This window comes from Enterobacter cloacae complex sp. HYC003_NIDB (genome assembly GCF_056673375.1).
The window spans coordinates 2783650-2801563 of sequence record NZ_CP114220.1; the positions used below are offsets into that span (position 1 = coordinate 2783650).

Annotated in this window: 18 protein-coding genes; 15 read left to right on the forward strand and 3 right to left on the reverse strand. The window is 55.4% G+C overall.

The window, feature by feature from the left end:
* Positions 1 to 85: 85 nt before the first annotated feature.
* The 3 genes from malX (at position 86) to add (ending at position 3995) form a co-directional block, all read left to right on the forward strand.
* Positions 86 to 1678 (forward strand): maltose/glucose-specific PTS transporter subunit IIBC, encoded by a 1593-nt coding sequence (gene malX / locus O1722_RS13220; protein ID WP_015570659.1) that lies wholly within the window; start codon positions 86 to 88, stop codon positions 1676 to 1678.
* A 49-nt stretch (positions 1679 to 1727) separates the two neighbouring features.
* Complete coding sequence (locus tag O1722_RS13225) at positions 1728 to 2900, forward strand: MalY/PatB family protein (protein ID WP_033487087.1); 1173 nt, start codon at positions 1728 to 1730, stop codon at positions 2898 to 2900.
* A 96-nt stretch (positions 2901 to 2996) separates the two neighbouring features.
* Positions 2997 to 3995 (forward strand): adenosine deaminase, encoded by a 999-nt coding sequence (gene add, locus O1722_RS13230; protein WP_100151269.1) that lies wholly within the window; start codon positions 2997 to 2999, stop codon positions 3993 to 3995.
* A 56-nt stretch (positions 3996 to 4051) separates the two neighbouring features.
* On the opposite strand, the gene O1722_RS13235 is transcribed toward add, so the two are convergent.
* Entirely contained in the window at positions 4052 to 5092 is a 1041-nt protein-coding gene (locus O1722_RS13235; RefSeq protein ID WP_032648137.1) for an oxidoreductase, read from the reverse strand.
* A gap of 239 nt (positions 5093 to 5331) precedes the next feature.
* Between O1722_RS13235 and blr the strand changes: the two genes are divergently transcribed.
* From blr to gstA, 12 genes are all read left to right on the forward strand, one after another.
* On the forward strand, positions 5332 to 5457 hold the full coding sequence (gene blr / locus O1722_RS13240; RefSeq protein ID WP_151884424.1) for a division septum protein Blr: 126 nt from the start codon (positions 5332 to 5334) through the stop codon (positions 5455 to 5457).
* Positions 5458 to 5686: 229 nt separating this feature from the next.
* Entirely contained in the window at positions 5687 to 5902 is a 216-nt protein-coding gene (gene ydgT / locus O1722_RS13245; protein ID WP_000217941.1) for a transcription modulator YdgT, read from the forward strand.
* Between the two features lie 85 nt (positions 5903 to 5987).
* The gene (locus O1722_RS13250; protein ID WP_033487090.1) at positions 5988 to 6428 is read left to right on the forward strand and encodes a DUF2569 domain-containing protein; all 441 of its coding nucleotides are present in this window, start codon (positions 5988 to 5990) and stop codon (positions 6426 to 6428) included.
* A 76-nt stretch (positions 6429 to 6504) separates the two neighbouring features.
* The gene (gene rsxA, locus O1722_RS13255; RefSeq protein WP_000133206.1) at positions 6505 to 7086 is read left to right on the forward strand and encodes an electron transport complex subunit RsxA; all 582 of its coding nucleotides are present in this window, start codon (positions 6505 to 6507) and stop codon (positions 7084 to 7086) included.
* The gene (rsxB, locus tag O1722_RS13260) at positions 7086 to 7664 is read left to right on the forward strand and encodes an electron transport complex subunit RsxB (RefSeq protein WP_015570664.1); all 579 of its coding nucleotides are present in this window, start codon (positions 7086 to 7088) and stop codon (positions 7662 to 7664) included. Before rsxA ends, rsxB begins: the two co-directional genes overlap by 1 nt.
* Entirely contained in the window at positions 7657 to 9678 is a 2022-nt protein-coding gene (gene rsxC, locus O1722_RS13265; protein ID WP_033487091.1) for an electron transport complex subunit RsxC, read from the forward strand. The genes rsxB and rsxC overlap by 8 nt, the downstream gene beginning before the upstream one ends.
* On the forward strand, positions 9679 to 10731 hold the full coding sequence (rsxD, locus tag O1722_RS13270) for an electron transport complex subunit RsxD (RefSeq protein WP_015570666.1): 1053 nt from the start codon (positions 9679 to 9681) through the stop codon (positions 10729 to 10731). It begins immediately after the preceding gene.
* Positions 10732 to 10741: 10 nt separating this feature from the next.
* A complete protein-coding gene (rsxG, locus tag O1722_RS13275; protein WP_033487093.1) occupies positions 10742 to 11362 on the forward strand; it encodes an electron transport complex subunit RsxG in 621 nt (206 codons plus the stop codon).
* Positions 11363 to 11364: 2 nt separating this feature from the next.
* Positions 11365 to 12051 (forward strand): electron transport complex subunit E, encoded by a 687-nt coding sequence (locus tag O1722_RS13280; protein ID WP_003857592.1) that lies wholly within the window; start codon positions 11365 to 11367, stop codon positions 12049 to 12051.
* Positions 12048 to 12683: an endonuclease III gene (gene nth, locus O1722_RS13285; RefSeq protein WP_033487095.1), complete on the forward strand. Its 636-nt coding sequence runs from the start codon at positions 12048 to 12050 to the stop codon at positions 12681 to 12683. The genes O1722_RS13280 and nth overlap by 4 nt, the downstream gene beginning before the upstream one ends.
* Positions 12684 to 13296: 613 nt before the next feature.
* Positions 13297 to 14805 (forward strand): dipeptide/tripeptide permease DtpA, encoded by a 1509-nt coding sequence (dtpA, locus tag O1722_RS13290; RefSeq protein WP_003857596.1) that lies wholly within the window; start codon positions 13297 to 13299, stop codon positions 14803 to 14805.
* Between the two features lie 105 nt (positions 14806 to 14910).
* Positions 14911 to 15516, forward strand: a complete 606-nt coding sequence (gene gstA, locus O1722_RS13295) for a glutathione transferase GstA (protein ID WP_003857598.1) — start codon at positions 14911 to 14913, stop codon at positions 15514 to 15516.
* A 90-nt stretch (positions 15517 to 15606) separates the two neighbouring features.
* Here gstA and pdxY read toward each other — a convergent pair whose 3' ends face one another.
* Together pdxY and tyrS are read right to left on the reverse strand one after the other, a co-directional pair.
* Positions 15607 to 16467, reverse strand: coding sequence for a pyridoxal kinase PdxY (gene pdxY / locus O1722_RS13300; RefSeq protein WP_015570669.1), 861 nt, complete (start codon positions 16465 to 16467; stop codon positions 15607 to 15609).
* Positions 16468 to 16533: 66 nt separating this feature from the next.
* A complete protein-coding gene (tyrS, locus tag O1722_RS13305; protein WP_017384594.1) occupies positions 16534 to 17808 on the reverse strand; it encodes a tyrosine--tRNA ligase in 1275 nt (424 codons plus the stop codon).
* Positions 17809 to 17914 lie beyond the last annotated feature (106 nt).

Consider the following 17914-nt stretch of genomic DNA (forward strand, 5'->3'; position numbering starts at 1 on the left):
CGCGCACTAAAGTTTGATAAAACGTTTTATCTTCTCGCCCCATCGAGGTCGTTAAATCTCTTTCTACCATTTAAGGAGTCGTTTTATGACGACGAAAGCAGCACAAAAAATATCGCTGTGGGAGTTTTTCCAGCAACTGGGTAAAACCTTTATGCTGCCCGTGGCGCTTCTCTCTTTTTGCGGGATCATGCTGGGGATCGGCAGCTCGTTAAGCAGCCACGACGTCATTACCCTGATCCCTTTCCTCGGAAATCCGGTACTTCAGGCGATCTTCATCTGGATGAGCAAGGTCGGCTCTTTTGCCTTTAGCTTCCTGCCGGTAATGTTCTGTATCGCCATTCCTCTGGGTCTGGCGCGCGAAAATAAAGGCGTGGCGGCGTTTGCGGGCTTCGTTGGCTATGCGGTCATGAACCTTGCGGTTAACTTCTGGCTGACTGCCAAAGGGATCCTGCCCACGACCGACGCGGCGGTACTGAAAGCCAATAACATTCAGAGCGTGATTGGTATTCAGTCCATCGATACCGGGATCCTTGGAGCCGTGATCGCGGGGGTGATTATCTGGATGCTGCACGAGCGCTTCCACAACATCCGCCTGCCCGATGCGCTGGCCTTCTTCGGCGGGACCCGCTTTGTGCCAATCATTACGCTGGTTGTGATGGGTCTGTTTGGTCTGATCATCCCTCTGATTTGGCCGATTTTTGCCATGGGGATCACCGGTATCGGCCGCATTATCAACGGCGCGGGTGATTTCGGCCCGATGATTTTCGGTACGGGTGAACGTCTGCTGCTGCCATTTGGTTTACAGCACATCCTGGTTGCCCTGATCCGCTTTACCGAAGCCGGCGGTACCATGGACGTTTGCGGTCATTCCGTTAGCGGTGCGCTGACCATCTTCCAGGCCCAGCTGAGCTGCCCGACCACTCACGGCTTCTCTGAAAGTGCGACGCGTTTCCTCTCTCAGGGTAAAATGCCTGCCTTCCTCGGCGGCCTGCCGGGCGCAGCGCTGGCGATGTACCACTGTGCCCGTCCGGAAAATCGTCATAAAATTAAAGGTCTGCTGATCTCCGGCGTTATTGCCTGCGTGGTGGGCGGTACGACAGAACCTATCGAGTTCCTGTTCCTGTTCGTAGCGCCGGTACTGTACCTCATCCACGCCGTACTGACGGGCCTGGGCTTTACCGTGATGGCTGTGCTCGGTGTGACCATCGGTAACACCGACGGTAACGTGATTGACTTCGTGGTCTTCGGTATCCTGCACGGTCTGTCCACCAAGTGGTATCTGGTGCCGGTTGTGGCCGCCATCTGGTTCGCGGTTTACTACGGGATCTTCCGCTTCGCCATCACCCGCTTTAACCTGAAAACGCCTGGCCGCGATACCGATACGGCCACCAGCGTTGAACAGGCGGTAGCCGGCACCATTGGGAAATCCGGATATAACACGCCGGCTATTCTGGCGGCGCTGGGCGGTGCGGATAATATTACCTCTCTGGATAACTGCATCACCCGCCTGCGTTTGTCGGTGGCGGACATGTCCAAAGTGGATACCAACGCACTTAAAGCTAACCGGGCTATTGGCGTAGTACAGTTAAATCAACACAATTTGCAGGTCGTCATTGGCCCGCAGGTACAGTCAGTGAAGGATGAGCTGGCAACCCTGATGCGAACCGTCGAAGCCTGATGCCTCGCCCCCCTCGTCATGAGGGGGTTTTACTTTACGGAGCACCGTCATGTTTGATTTTTCTACCGTCGTGGATCGACACGGCACCTGGTGTACCCAGTGGGATTATGTCGCTGACCGTTTTGGCGCTGCCGACCTGCTGCCCTTCACCATCTCTGATATGGATTTCGCCACCGCCCCCTGCATTACCGATGCGCTGCACCAGCGAATAAACCACGGGGTGTTTGGCTACAGTCGCTGGAAAAATGACGAATTTCTGGCCGCCGTGGCGCACTGGTTCCGCCAACGCTTTAACAGTCAGATTGATACCGAAACCGTGGTGTATGGGCCGTCGGTCATTTATATGGTCTCGGAGCTGATCCGCCTCTGGTCCTCGCCTGGCGACGGCGTGGTGGTCCATACCCCGGCTTACGATGCCTTTTATAAAGCCATCGAAGGCAACCAGCGTACCGTTGTTTCCGTGCCGATGCAGAAAACAGCGCATGGCTGGGAGGGCAATATGGCCGCGCTGGAAGCGGCGCTGTCAAAACCGGAAAACAAGGTGCTGCTGCTGTGTAGCCCGCAAAACCCGACCGGCAAAGTCTGGACGCGGGAAGAGCTGACCACAATGGCGGCCCTGTGTGAACGTTATGACGTAGCGGTGATCAGCGACGAAATTCATATGGACATGGTATGGGGCACGCATCGTCATACCCCGTGGAATGAGGTTGCGCGCGATAAATGGGCGCTGCTGACCTCGGGTTCCAAAAGCTTCAATATTCCGGCTCTGACGGGTGCCTGGGGGCTTATCGCCGATGACGCCAGCCGTAACGCCTATCTGAATGCATTAAAAGGTCGGGACGGACTCTCTTCCCCTTCCGTGCTGGCGCTGACCGCGCACATTGCTGCCTACCGACATGGAGAACCCTGGCTGGACGCGCTGCGGACCTATCTCGAAGAAAACCTGTGCTACATTGCTGACGAACTGAATACTGCATTTCCGACACTCAACTGGCAACCGCCCGAGGCCACCTATCTGGCATGGATCGATCTCAGCCCGCTTGGCATTGATGACAATACGCTGCAAAACGTGCTAATTGATCAGCAAAAAGTGGCCATCATGCCGGGATATACCTATGGGGATGAAGGTAAAGGCTATGTGCGTCTGAACGCTGGCTGTCCGCGTAGTAAGCTTGAACAGGGCGTTCAACGCCTTATCGCTGGCATCAACACTCTGCTGTAAATCATTTGCGCAACGGAATATTCCCTTGCGCAAATAGCTTTTTACCCCGTTTTGTTTTTATAATATGGCGCACTTTAACCAGCAAAGAGTGCGACCATGATTGATACACGCCTGCCTTTAACTGATATTCATCGCCACCTCGACGGAAACATTCGTGCCCAAACCATTCTCGATCTTGGTCGCCAGTTCAATTTAACCCTCCCTGCCGAAACGCTTGAAACCCTGATCCCGCATGTTCAGGTCACGTCGAACGAACCGGATCTGGTGAGTTTTCTGAGCAAGCTCGACTGGGGCGTGAAGATGCTGGCCTCGGTCGATGCCTGTCGCCGTGTCGCCTTTGAAAACATCGAAGATGCCGCGCGTAACGGCCTGCACTATGTCGAACTGCGTTTCTCCCCGGGCTATATGGCGATGACCCACAACCTCCCCGTAGCGGGCGTGGTTGAAGCGGTCATTGAAGGCGTGCGTGAAGGCTGTAAAACCTTTGACGTTCAGGCGCGTTTGATCGGCATTATGAGCCGTACCTTCGGTGAAGCGACCTGTCTTCAGGAACTGGAAGCATTACTGGCGCATCGCGACCAGATCACCGCCATTGACCTGGCCGGTGACGAGCTGGGCTTCCCGGGCAGTCTGTTCCTGTCTCATTTCAACCGCGCACGTGATGCAGGATGGCATATTACCGTTCATGCGGGCGAAGCTGCGGGGCCGGAAAGCATCTGGCAGGCCATTCGTGAACTGGGTGCGGAACGTATAGGTCATGGCGTGAAAGCCATTGAAGATCGCGCGCTGATGGATTTCCTCGCCGAACAACGTATTGGAATCGAATCCTGCCTGACCTCCAATATTCAGACCAGTACAGTAGCGTCGCTGGCGCAACACCCGCTGAAAACCTTCCTCGAACACGGGGTGCTGGCTTCGCTGAACACGGACGATCCGGCGGTTCAGGGCGTGGATATTATTCACGAATACAACATCGCCGCACCACAGGCCGGGCTGAGCCGCGAGCAGATCCGTCAGGCGCAAATCAACGGGCTGGAGATCGCCTTCCTGACGCCTGAAGAGAAACAGGCGCTGCGCGATAAAGTTGTTCAGTAGTCCTCTTTACTGCCGGGTGGCGCTGCGCTTACCCGGCCTACGAAAGCGTTTGGCACTTATGCCAGACAGAGCGTTGCGCGATGTTTGGCAGATTCGATCCCGAGCTCGATCAGCTCCATAATCTGGATTGCCTGGCTTGCGGGAACCGGATTTTCACCTGAACCGTTCAGCGCGTCACGAATGGCGGCGTAATACGCTGGATAGTTCCCCGGCAGGGTCAATACCGTCTCTTCAACCAGTACCTCACCCTCCGCACGCGTCACCACCCCGTCGCGCATGTCGTAGCCCCAGTCCTCCTGCGGTAAGCGTTCGCCATTTTTGAGGCGCTCTTCCTGCGGATCCAGGCCGAACTTCACATAGCTGCCGCGCGCCCCGTGAATGATATAGCGGGCCGATTCCGCCGCCGCAAGCATTGTCCCGTGCAGCACAATGCGCCGCTGCGGATAACTCAAAATGGCATGGAAATAGTCGGTGGTCTGCGCCCCCGGCCTGAGCTGCGCTAAATCGACCGTCATGCTCACGGGCAAACCAAACAGATGAACGGCCTGATCGAGAAGATGCGGCGCTAAGTCATACCAGATGCCGCTACCCGGTCCCGCCTGCTCGCGCCAGCGATCTCGCACCTGCGGACGATAACGATCGAAATGCGACTCAAAAAAAGCAATTTCGCCGAGCGTGCCTTCGTTTATCAGCGCCTTAACCGTCAGGAAATCGCTGTCCCAGCGCCGATTGTGAAAGACCGATAATAACCGACCCAGACTTCGCGCCAGCGCATCCAGCTCGCGCGCCTGTGACAACGTCACGGTGAAGGGCTTATCGACAACAACATGTTTCCCTGCCTCCAGCGCCGCTTTCGCCAGGGGGAAATGAGTGTCGTTAGGAGTTGGAATGATAATAAGGTCAATATTAGGATCGTTAAACAGATGCTTAGGCTCCGTTACCACCGGCACGGCTGGCCAGTCGGCGCGGACCTTAGTCTCATCGCTGCTTGTGATAGCCGCCAGTTCCATTCCCGGCGTGCCGGCAACCAGCGGAGCATGAAAGGTTTTGCTTGCGTACCCGTAGCCAATAAGACCGACGCGTATGTTTTCACTCATCGTTTGCCCCCTCGCTGTGCGCTTATTTATCACTGGCCTTGTGCTTAACGCACAGATTAATAATGTGCCCTGTGAGTTAAAATAGCATCTCGCGACAGCGTTTTTTGTTACCTCGCATTAAAGTGTGTATATGGGTTCGAGGAATCGTTCCCAAAGCGCTTGCTCTGGCGAAAAGGGCGCTGTAACATTTGTAATCTGTATTTATGGATAAATTACAAACACAAATTATGTCGTCAATAATTAATCGAATCATTGAATTAGCGGGATGGATTGTCCTTGGGGTTTCAGTCGTGTTGCTCGGCATTGCCAGCCATATCGATAACTACCAGCCGCCGGAGCCTGTTACTGTCGCACAACAAAAGTAAGCCGTGTCGTCATAAAGCGTGACACATTACGTCATGGAACGTATTGCCAGCCGTAATGAACGGGGTTACCCTTCTCTTCCAGGCATCTGCTGATGCCTGATTCTTCGCAAAGAAAACTCCTAATTTCGTCGCGTTACCCGAGTGGACAGTTTACGTCTTTATTAATCCGTTTATTATTCGAACGCATTACCTTTATGGGTATTACCCTTTTATATGGAAACTTATTAATATGACAGTTCAGGACTATTTATTAAAATTTCGCAAGATCAATTCCCTTGAAAGCCTGGAAAAACTGTTTGACCATCTGAACTACACGCTGTCGGATAATCAGGACATCATCAATATGTACCGCGCTGCTGACCATCGTCGCGCCGAACTGGTCTCTGGCGGTCGTCTGTTCAATGTGGGGGAAGTGCCTAAATCCGTATGGCGTTACGTTGTATAAGAAAGTAGCCTTCGGCGTGAAATGTTATATACTCTCCGCCCTGCAAATTTCTGTATAACATTTCGCGCAGACTATGGGAGAGCGTATGACCGCATTGCCTGGAGAGAGAATTGGGGGCTGGTTAATCGCCCCGCTGGCATGGCTGCTGGTGGCATTATTAAGCGCTTCGCTGGCGCTGTTGCTATACACCACCGCACTGGTTACGCCTCATGCTATCCAGGCACTGATGTCCCAGAGTGCGCTCAATATTGCAACGTGGTTTGTGTCGTTCGTTTTCGCGATCGCGATGTGGTACTACACGCTGTGGCTGACTATCGCCTTCTTCAAACGCCGCAAAAACGTGCCAAAACATTACATTATCTGGCTGCTGGTCTCCGTGCTGCTGGCTGTCAAAGCATTCGCTTTCTCGCCAGTGTCTGACGCGCTGGCGGTTCGCCAGTTACTGTTTCCGCTACTGGCGACGGCGCTTATGGTCCCTTATTTCAAGCGTTCGACGCGCGTTAAGAAGACCTTTGTCAACCCGTAATAACCTTACAGTTAACCTGTTGTGGCCTGTTGTCGTTTATCCGATAATAGGCGGCTATTTTATTTCAGGCTAAATAATGACCGATTACTTACTGCTCTTTGTCGGAACTGTGCTGGTTAATAACTTCGTACTGGTGAAGTTCCTTGGCCTGTGCCCGTTTATGGGCGTCTCCAAAAAGCTGGAGACGGCAATGGGCATGGGGCTGGCGACCACCTTCGTAATGACGATGGCCTCCATTTGCGCATGGCTGATTGATACCTGGATCCTGATCCCACTGGACATGCTCTACCTGCGCACCTTGTCCTTTATTCTGGTCATTGCGGTTGTGGTGCAATTTACCGAGATGGTGGTGCGGAAAACCAGCCCTGCCCTGTATCGCCTGCTGGGCATTTTCCTGCCTCTCATCACCACCAACTGCGCGGTGCTGGGCGTGGCGCTGCTCAATATCAACCTTGGGCATAATTTCCTGCAATCGGCGCTGTACGGTTTTTCCGCGGCGGTCGGTTTCTCTTTTGTTATGGTCCTGTTCGCCTCGATTCGCGAGCGTCTGGCCGCGGCGGATATTCCCGCGCCGTTTCGCGGTAACGCCATCGCTCTGGTGACCGCAGGTTTAATGTCTCTGGCCTTTATGGGCTTTAGTGGTCTGGTGAAGTTGTAATGAGTGCTATCTGGATTGCCATCGCGTCCATCAGCGTACTGGGACTCGTCTTTGGCATCATTCTGGGTTATGCCTCCCGCCGGTTTGCGGTGGAGGACGATCCGGTGGTTGAAAAAATTGATGAACTTTTACCGCAGAGCCAGTGCGGGCAGTGCGGCTACCCTGGCTGCCGCCCTTACGCTGAGGCGGTGGGCGTGCAGGGCGAAAAGATCAACCGCTGCGCACCGGGTGGCGAAGCGGTCATGCTTAAAATAGCTGCCCTGCTGAACGTCGATCCCCAGCCTGTCGACGGCGATGAACAGGCCCAGGAGCCCGTTCGTGCCCTTGCTGTCATCGACGAAGCCAACTGCATTGGCTGCACCAAATGTATTCAGGCGTGTCCTGTTGACGCCATTGTGGGCGCAACGCGCGCGATGCACACCGTTGTGGCGGATCTGTGCACCGGCTGTAATCTCTGCGTGGCGCCCTGCCCGACGCAGTGTATAGAACTACGCCCGGTTGAAACGACTACTGAAAGCTGGAAGTGGGACCTTCAGACCATTCCGGTTCGCAATATTCCTGTGGAACAACATGCTTAAGTTATTTTCTGCCTTCAGAAAAGAGAAGATCTGGGATTTCGACGGCGGCATTCATCCGCCTGAGATGAAATCGCAGTCTAACGGCACGCCGCTGCGCCAGATCCCGCTGGCGACCCGTTACGTTATGCCCCTTAAACAGCATATCGGCGCGGAAGGTGAACTGTGCGTGAAAGAAGGCGATAGCGTTCTTCGCGGCCAGCCGCTGACCTTTGGTCGCGGACGGATGTTGCCGATACATGCCCCGACTTCCGGTAAGGTGGTGGCTGTTGCCCCCCATACCGTTGCCCATCCGTCGGCGTTGTCTGAGCTGAGCGTGATCATTGAAGCCGATGGTGAAGACCGCTGGATCGATCGTGACGGCTGGAGCGACTACCGTTCCCACAGCCGTGAAGCGCTGATTGAACGCATTCATCAGTTCGGCGTGGCGGGTCTGGGAGGCGCAGGCTTCCCGACCGGCGCTAAGCTTCACGGCGGCGGCGATAAAATCGAAACGCTGATCATCAACGCCGCCGAGTGCGAACCGTACATCACCGCCGATGACCGTCTGATGCAGGACTGTGCCGCGCAGGTGGTGGAAGGGATTCGCATTCTTGCGCATATTCTGCAACCCCGCGAAGTGCTGATCGGTATTGAGGACAATAAACCGCAGGCCATTTCGATGCTGCGTGCGGTACTGGCAGACAGCCACGATATCGCCCTGCGAGTGATCCCGACCAAATACCCGTCCGGCGGGGCAAAACAGCTGACGCAGATCCTGACCGGCAAACAGGTCCCCCACGGGGGCCGTTCGTCCGACATCGGCGTGCTGATGCAAAACGTGGGAACCGCCTACGCGGTGAAACGTGCGGTGATTGACGGCGAGCCATTGACCGAGCGCGTCGTCACGCTGACCGGCGAGTCCGTCTCCCGTCCCGGCAACGTCTGGGCGCGTCTGGGTACGCCGGTGCGTCATCTGCTGGAACAGGCTGGCTTCTGCCCGGGTAGCGATCAACTGGTCATTATGGGTGGCCCGCTGATGGGCTTTACCCTGCCGTGGCTGGATGTGCCGGTGGTGAAGATTACCAACTGCCTGCTCGCCCCTTCCCCAACGGAGATGGGCGAAACGCAGGAAGAGAAAGGCTGCATACGCTGTAGCGCCTGTGCGGACGCATGCCCGGCAGATTTACTGCCGCAGCAGTTGTACTGGTACAGCAAAGGCCAGCTGCACGATAAAGCCCAAGCGCATAACCTGGCTGACTGTATTGAATGCGGTGCCTGCGCCTGGGTCTGCCCAAGCAATATTCCGCTGGTGCAATACTTCCGTCAGGAGAAAGCCGAAATCTACGCCATCTCCATGGAAGAAAAACGTGCCGCTGAAGCGAAGGCCCGCTTTGAAGCGCGTCAGGCGCGACTGGAGCGCGAGAAACAAGCCCGTCAGGAACGCCATAAGCAGGCTGCCGTCCAGCCTGCGGCGAAAGATCAGGATGCCATTAACGCAGCCCTGGCCCGCGTGCGCGAGAAGAAAGCCACCGCCGCCCAGACGGTTGTGATCGCTCCGGGAGAAAGACCGGACAACAGCGAAGCGATTGCGGCCCGCGAAGCGCGTAAAGCCGAAGCTCGCGCGCGTCAGGCGGAGAAAGCGCAACACGCCAAACCGGATGCCGATATCGACCCGCGTAAAGCGGCGGTGGAAGCGGCTATCGCCAGGGCAAAAGCCCGTAAGGCCGGTCAGCAGACAGTGGTGGTTGAACAGGAAGCGACGGATCCGCGCAAGGCGGCCGTTGAAGCCGCTATCGCCCGTGCCAAAGCACGAAAAGCGGCACAGGTTCAGCCTGCCGAAGAGAGTGAAGCGCCTGTCGACCCGCGTAAAGCCGCCGTTGAAGCGGCCATCGCCCGTGCCAAAGCACGAAAAGCGGCACAGCAGGACGAACGGCCTGCGGCCGCCAACGACGATCCACGCAAAGCCGCAGTCGCCGCCGCGATTGCGCGCGTTCAGGCAAAGAAAGCCGCGCAGCAAGCCGTTAACGAGGATTAAATGGTTTTCAGAATTGCAAGTTCCCCTTATACCCATAACCAGCGCCAGACATCGCGTATTATGATGCTGGTGTGCCTGGCCGCGCTGCCAGGTATTGCCGTACAGTGTTGGTTTTTCGGCTGGGGTACGCTTTTCCAGTTAGTTCTGGGTTGCGCCAGTGCCGTCGCAGCGGAAGCAGCGATCCTGAAGCTGCGCAAAATGGAAGTGACTCGCATCCTGAGCGATAACTCCGCCCTGTTGACCGGCCTGTTGCTGGCCATCAGCATTCCCCCGTTCGCCCCGTGGTGGATGGTGGTATTGGGAACGGTGTTTGCGGTGATCATCGCCAAGCAGCTGTACGGCGGGCTGGGCCATAACCCGTTTAACCCGGCGATGATTGGCTACGTGGTACTGCTGATCTCCTTCCCGGTACAGATGACCAGCTGGCTGCCGCCGCATGAGATCGCCGCCACCGTCCCCGGTTTTATGGATGCCCTGCACGTTATCTTTACCGGCCACACCGCGCTGGGCGCAGATATGAACGCGCTTCGCATGGGCGTGGACGGCATCAGCCAGGCCACCCCGCTCGATACCTTCAAAACCTCCCTGCGTGCCGGACACAGCGTGGAGCAGGTGATGAAATCGTCTATTTACAGCGGCGTACTGGCGGGTGCTGGCTGGCAGTGGGTCAATCTGGCCTATTTGTTGGGCGGCGCGTTCCTGCTGCAACAGAAGGCAATCCGCTGGCATATTCCGGTGAGCTTCCTGGTGACGCTGGCCGTCTGCTCGACGCTCGGCTGGGTCATCTCACCTGAGTCACTGGCCAGCCCGCAGCTCCATCTGCTCTCCGGCGCGACCATGCTCGGGGCATTCTTTATTCTGACCGATCCGGTCACCGCCTCTACCACCAACCGAGGACGTCTGATTTTCGGCGCGCTGGCGGGTTTGCTGGTCTGGCTTATTCGCAGCTTTGGCGGTTATCCGGACGGCGTGGCATTTGCCGTGCTGCTGGCTAACATCACCGTTCCGCTCATCGACTACTACACGCGGCCACGCGTGTACGGTCATCGCTAAGGGTCACGCCATGCTAAAAACAATGCAAAAACACGGCGTTACGCTGGCGATCTTCGCTGCCGCCCTCACCGGGCTGACCGCGCTGGTAAATGAACTAACGAAAACAACCATTGCAGAGCAGGCAATGAAGCAGCAAAAGGCGCTGTTCGATCAGGTGATCCCATCCGACTTCTACGATAATGACCTGCAAAAAAGCTGCTTTGTCGTGCAGGCTCCGCAGCTCGGTAAAGGACCCCATCGCATTTATATTGCCCGCAAGGGCGATAATCCCGTGGGTGCCGTCATGGAAGCCACCGCGCCGGACGGTTACTCCGGTGCGATTCAGCTGCTGGTGGGCAGCGATTTTTCCGGCACCGTGCTGGGCACGCGCGTGACGGAGCATCACGAAACGCCGGGCCTTGGCGACAAAATTGAAACACGCTTAAGCGACTGGATCTTACACTTCGCCGGCAAGATGATTCATGGCGAAGACGATCCTGCTTTCGCGGTGAAAAAAGATGGCGGCGAGTTTGACCAGTTCACGGGCGCCACGATTACCCCACGCGCGGTGGTCAACGCCGTCAAGCGCGCCGGGCTGTATGCCGAAACGCTGCCCGCGCAGATCAATCATCTTTCCACCTGTGAGGAGTGACCATGAGCCAGGTTAAAGAGGTTATCGTCCAGGGTCTCTGGAAGAACAACTCCGCGCTGGTACAGCTGCTGGGGCTGTGTCCGCTGCTGGCGGTGACGTCTACCGCCACCAACGCGCTCGGGCTGGGGCTGGCGACCACGCTGGTGCTGACCCTGACTAACTTTTCCATTTCTGTTTTGCGCCGCTGGACGCCGTCGGAAATCCGTATTCCGATCTATGTCATGATCATTGCGTCGGTGGTCAGCGTGGTGCAAATGCTGATTAACGCCTACGCATTTGGCCTGTACCAGTCGCTCGGGATTTTCATTCCGCTTATCGTGACTAACTGTATTGTCGTAGGCCGCGCTGAAGCCTTTGCGGTGAAAAACAATCCGGCCATATCCGCGCTGGATGGTTTTTCCATCGGCATGGGCGCGACTGCCGCCATGTTCGTTCTCGGCTCTCTGCGTGAAATTTTGGGCAACGGTACGCTCTTCGACGGTGCGGACGCGCTGCTTGGCGGCTGGGCGAAGTCGCTGCGTATTGAGGTGTTCCATACGGACACTCCGTTCCTGCTGGCCATGCTGCCGCCTGGCGCCTTCATTGGCCTTGGAATGATGCTGGCGTTAAAATACCTGATTGATGAAAAACGTAAACGCCGCGCCGCTGAGCGCAGCGTACAGGAAGGGATCCCCGAGAAAGCAGTATGAATAAAGAGAAACGCATTGCGATCCTGACGCGCCTGCGCGATGAGAATCCTCATCCAACGACAGAGCTGAATTTTAACTCGCCGTTTGAACTGTTGATCGCGGTGCTGCTCTCGGCACAGGCGACGGACGTGAGCGTCAACAAAGCCACGGCCCTGCTCTACCCTGTCGCCAATACGCCGCAGGCCATGCTGGAGCTGGGCGTTGAAGGTGTGAAATCCTATATCAAGACCATTGGCCTGTTTAACAGCAAGGCCGAAAACGTCATTAAGACCTGCCGGATCCTGCTGGAGCAGCACGGCGGTGACGTCCCGGAAGACCGCGCTGCGCTGGAAGCGTTGCCGGGCGTCGGGCGTAAAACGGCAAATGTGGTGCTGAACACGGCGTTTGGCTGGCCGACTATCGCCGTGGATACCCATATCTTTCGCGTCTCTAACCGCACCCGGTTCGCGCCGGGTAAAAACGTGGAAGAGGTGGAAGAGAAGCTGTTAAAAGTGGTCCCGGCGGAATTTAAGGTGGACTGCCACCACTGGCTGATTCTGCACGGACGGTATACCTGTATTGCCCGTAAGCCACGCTGCGGTTCCTGCATTATCGAAGATCTCTGCGAATACAAAGAAAAAGTCTATCCCTGAGCGTAAACCACCTTACTTCTTACCTGTTCAAGCCCTTAAAATTAACAAGGGCTCTGATATCTTCCCAATTGACCATAAATTGCCCTCTCTTTCTCCTTTACGCATTGTCGATTCTTCGGTCATTTAACACTCAAACAGGTTAATAGTTTTTTCATCACCAAAAATTTCTATACATCTGTGATCGCGATCACTCTGATAACCTGATGTTGGATTTTTGTTGTTAAAACCCGCCCAACCCCTTTGTCAGACAAGATTTCATCGATTCCATACCAAACATAAGACCAGTCATTTTTCAGAATATGGGCTATATCACTGCCATTCACCCAAAATAGCAGAACATATCGCCATACAGCCATTAAACAGGGTCTATTACAGTGAAAAAAACCATCAATTTTGAACGGATGAGATTTAACGCTGTATAACATTTGCATGAACCGATGATTATACCGCCAGAGTTATATGTAACAGATTATTACAAACGTATTGCCAGATGGGGCTGGATAGTGAACATTACCCGCCGTTTCCCCTCCCAATATAACTATAAAGCGGATGGACTACGGTCATCACGCTATGAACACCCCCGTTAATATGGGATGTAAAAAAAGAGGTATATGTGTCTACTGCAAACAATAAACCAACAGATGAGAGCGTAAGTCTTAACGCTTTCAAACAGCCTAAAGCGTTCTATCTCATTTTCTCTATCGAATTATGGGAACGTTTTGGCTACTACGGCCTGCAAGGGATCATGGCGGTTTACCTGGTTAAACAGCTGGGTATGTCTGAAGCCGATTCCATCACGCTGTTCTCTTCCTTCAGCGCCCTGGTGTATGGCCTGGTCGCTATCGGCGGCTGGTTAGGCGATAAAGTCCTCGGTACTAAACGAGTCATTATGCTGGGCGCCGTTGTTCTGGCGATTGGCTATGGGCTGGTTGCCTGGTCCGGGCACGATGCAGGTGTGGTTTACATGGGCATGGCTACCATCGCGGTAGGTAACGGCCTCTTCAAGGCGAACCCGTCTTCCCTGCTCTCTACCTGCTACAGCAAAGATGACCCACGTCTGGACGGTGCATTTACCATGTACTACATGTCCATCAACATCGGTTCCTTCTTCTCTATGCTGGCAACCCCATGGCTGGCCGCAAAATTCGGCTGGAGCGTAGCGTTTGCGCTGAGCTTCGTGGGTATGCTGATCACCGTTGTGAACTTCCTGTTCTGCCGTAGCTGGGTTAAAGACTATGGTTCAAAACCAGACTTCGAACCCGTGCACATGGGCAAACTGCTGGCAACCATCGTCGGCATCGTGATCCTGGCCGCTGTCGCCACCTGGCTGCTGCACAACCAGGGCGTTGCACGTGCCGTACTGGGCGTGGTTGCGCTGGGTATCGTGATTATCTTCGCGAAAGAAGCCTTTGCGATGCAGGGTGCGGCACGTCGTAAGATGATTGTGGCGTTCATCCTGATGCTGGAAGCGATCATCTTCTTCGTTCTGTACAGCCAGATGCCAACGTCTCTGAACTTCTTCGCTATCCGCAACGTTGAGCACTCCATCCTTGGTATCGCGTTCGAGCCGGAGCAGTATCAGGCCCTGAACCCGTTCTGGATCATGATTGGTAGCCCGATTCTGGCCGCTATCTATAACAAGATGGGCGACCGTCTGCCTATGCCGCACAAGTTCGCTATCGGTATGGTGCTGTGCTCTGGCGCATTCCTGGTGCTGCCGCTGGGGACGAAATTCGCGACCGACGCGGGTATCGTGTCTGTTAACTGGCTGATCCTGAGCTATGCGCTGCAATCCATCGGTGAACTGATGATCTCCGGTCTGGGCCTGGCGATGGTTGCGCAGCTGGTCCCTCAGCGTCTGATGGGCTTCATCATGGGCAGCTGGTTCCTGACCACCGCTGGCGCGGCTATCATCGCAGGTAAGATTGCGAACCTGATGGCGGTACCAGACAACGTTACCGACCCGCTGGTTTCCCTGAATGTCTACGGCACCGTGTTCATGCAAATTGGTATCGCGACCGCCGTGATTGCCGTGCTGATGCTGCTGACCGCACCTAAACTGAATCGTATGACGCAGGACGACGACAAATCCGCTAAAGCGATCAAAACCGCGAACGCGTAATGTCATCGGGAAACGACTGAACAGAAGCCGCTAATTGATTAGCGGCTTTTTTTTTATCCGAACGCGCACTAACATAGCTGGAACCTCAGCAAAAAGGAGTTACCGATGAAACTGTTCTATAAACCGGGCGCCTGCTCTCTTGCTTCCCATATTACGCTTCGCGAGAGCGGTAAAGATTTCACGCTGGACGGCGTTGACCTGATGAAAAAGCGTCTGGAAAACGGGGATGACTTTTTTGCGATTAACCCAAAAGGCCAGGTTCCGGCCCTGCTGCTGGATGATGGCACCCTACTGACCGAAGGGGTGGCGATTATGCAATTCCTGGCGGACAACGTACCGGATCGTCAGCTCCTTGCCCCCACCGGCAGCATTGCGCGTTATAAAACGCTGGAGTGGCTGAACTATATTGCCACCGAACTGCACAAAGGCTTTACGCCCCTGTTCCGCCCGGACACGCCGGAAGAGTACAAACCTACCGTGCGCGCGCTGCTGGAGAAAAAGTTGCAGTACGTTAACGACGCGCTGAAAGACGACCAGTGGATCTGTGGCTCGCGTTTCACCATCGCCGATGCCTATCTGTTTACCGTTCTGCGCTGGGCGCGCGCGGTTAAGCTGAACATGGAAGGATTAGACCATGTCGCATCGTATATGACGCGCGTGGCGGAGCGTCCTGCGGTGGCAGCGGCGCTGAAAGCGGAAGGGTTGAATTAACCGAGCGGCCTGGATTGCCGGGTGGCGCTGACGCTTACCCGGCCTATAAATTCCGTAGGCCCGTGCAAGCGCAGCGGCGACGGGCGTTTTCTAAAGCTGCGTTGCGCTAAAATAGTGCTCCGGCTTCGCGATGCGATCCTGCGCCGCGACGACCTGGAGCTCATATTCCTGCATCGTCTTCGTCGCAATCATGATTTCATAAACGGCTGCGGTGACGTGCTCCAGCGCATCGCGCAGGCTCGCGCCCTGCAATAGCTTCACCAGCAGCAAACCGCTGGTCACATCCCCGACCCCGACAGGCTGACGTGCACCGAAATCCACCAGCGGTCGACTGATATGCCAGGCTTCATCCTTCGTCACCAGCAGCATCTCAAAACGGTCCTGGCTCAACCCTGCGCGTGCCAGGTGCTTAACCAGCACAATCTCTGGCCCCTGGGCGATCAGCTCGCGAGAGGCGCTTACAGCCTCTTCTACGCTGTTGACCGGATGCTCACACAGGATCTCAAGTTCAATCAGGTTGGGGGCAATAATATCGCTGGCGGGCAATGCATGACGGACATGAAACTCCGCAACGCCCGGCGCTACGATGCAGCCTTTTTCCGGATGTCCCATTACCGGATCGCAGAAATATTTCGCCGCGGGGTTTGCCGCTTTCACCTGGCGCACAATGCCGAGGATATGCTCCCCCTGCTCCGCCGAACCCAGATAGCCGCTCAGTACGGCATCGCAGCGTTTAAGCTGGTCGATATCCGCAATCCCCTGAACGATTTCCGTCAGATGCGACGGCGGCATTACGCAGCCGGTCCATTTACCGTACTGGGTGTGATTCGAGAACTGGACGGTATTGAGGGGCCAGACGTTAACGCCGAGGCGGCGCATCGGGAATTCCGCAGCGCTGTTGCCAGCATGTCCAAACACAACGTGGGACTGAATGGCGAGGATGTTCTTCATGTTGTACTTACCAAACCCTGTCAAAACAAAAGGGGCGTGGTTTCCCACGCCCCTGCATACTTTTGATTACTTCCAGCAGACCAGGCAGTAATTTTTCTTACCGCGACGCAGCAGCGTGTAGCGACCATAGAGACGGTCGTTCTCGGTAAAGGTGTATTCCGGATCGGCCTGTTTTTCGCCATTAATGGTGATCGCGTTAGAGGCGATGGTTTTACGCGCCTGACCGCGAGACGGCTGGAGCTCGGAGTCCACCAGCGCCTGCATCAGATCGGCGCCTTTTTCCATCTCAACCATCGGCACGCCATCCTGCGCCAGCTGTTCGAAATCCGCTTCGCTTAAATCGCTCAGGGTTCCGTTGAACAGGCTAGCCGTAATGCGCTTCGCCGCCGCCAGACCTTCTTCGCCGTGAACCAGTTTAGTCACTTCGTCCGCCAGCACGTACTGGGCGCGTGGTGCTTTACCGCTGTTCTTGTCTTCTTCTTCCAGCGCATTGATTTCTTCGATATCCATAAAGGTGAAGAACTTCAGGAAGCGATAAACGTCGGCATCCGCCGTGTTGATCCAGAACTGGTAGAACTTGTACGGGCTGGTTTTCTTCGGATCCAGCCATACCGCGCCGCCTTCGGTCTTACCGAACTTGGTACCGTCGGCTTTGGTGATCAACGGCACGGTCAGACCAAACACCTGATTCTGGTGGAGGCGACGGGTCAGATCGATACCGGAGGTGATGTTACCCCACTGGTCGGAACCGCCAATTTGCAGAGAGACGCCGTGCAGTTTGTTCAGGCAGGCGAAGTCATACCCCTGCAACAGGTTATAGGAGAACTCCGTGAAAGAGATACCCTGATCGTCACGGTTAAGACGCTGCTTTACTGCTTCTTTGTTAATCATCTGGTTAACAGAGAAGTGTTTGCCGATGTCACGCAGGAACGTCAGCACGTTCATGCCACCAAACCAGTCGTAGTTGTTCGCCGCAATCGCAGAGTTGTCACCGCAGTCGAAATCCAGGAACGGTGCAACCTGTTTACGGATCTTATCCACCCACTCCTGCACGGTGTCTTCGGTATTCAGCTTACGCTCAGCGGCTTTGAAACTTGGGTCGCCAATCAGACCGGTCGCGCCGCCAACCAGTGCGACAGGCTTATGGCCGGCCATCTGGAAGCGTTTCAGGCATAACAATGGAACAAGATGCCCCAAATGCAAGCTGTCAGCGGTGGGATCGAAGCCGCAATAGAGCGCGATCGGGCCTTGCGCCAGTCGCTCTGCTAACGCTTCCTCGTCCGTCACCTGGGCCACGAGGCCCCGCTCTTGCAATTGTTTAATCAAGTTACTGCTTGCCATCAAATTCTCCATGTATAAACGACTGCACCTTTGCCGGTACACGACTTTTCGCCTGATGCGAAAGGACCATAGAATAAAGCGCCAGCGCGGTGTGCGCTAGCGCTTA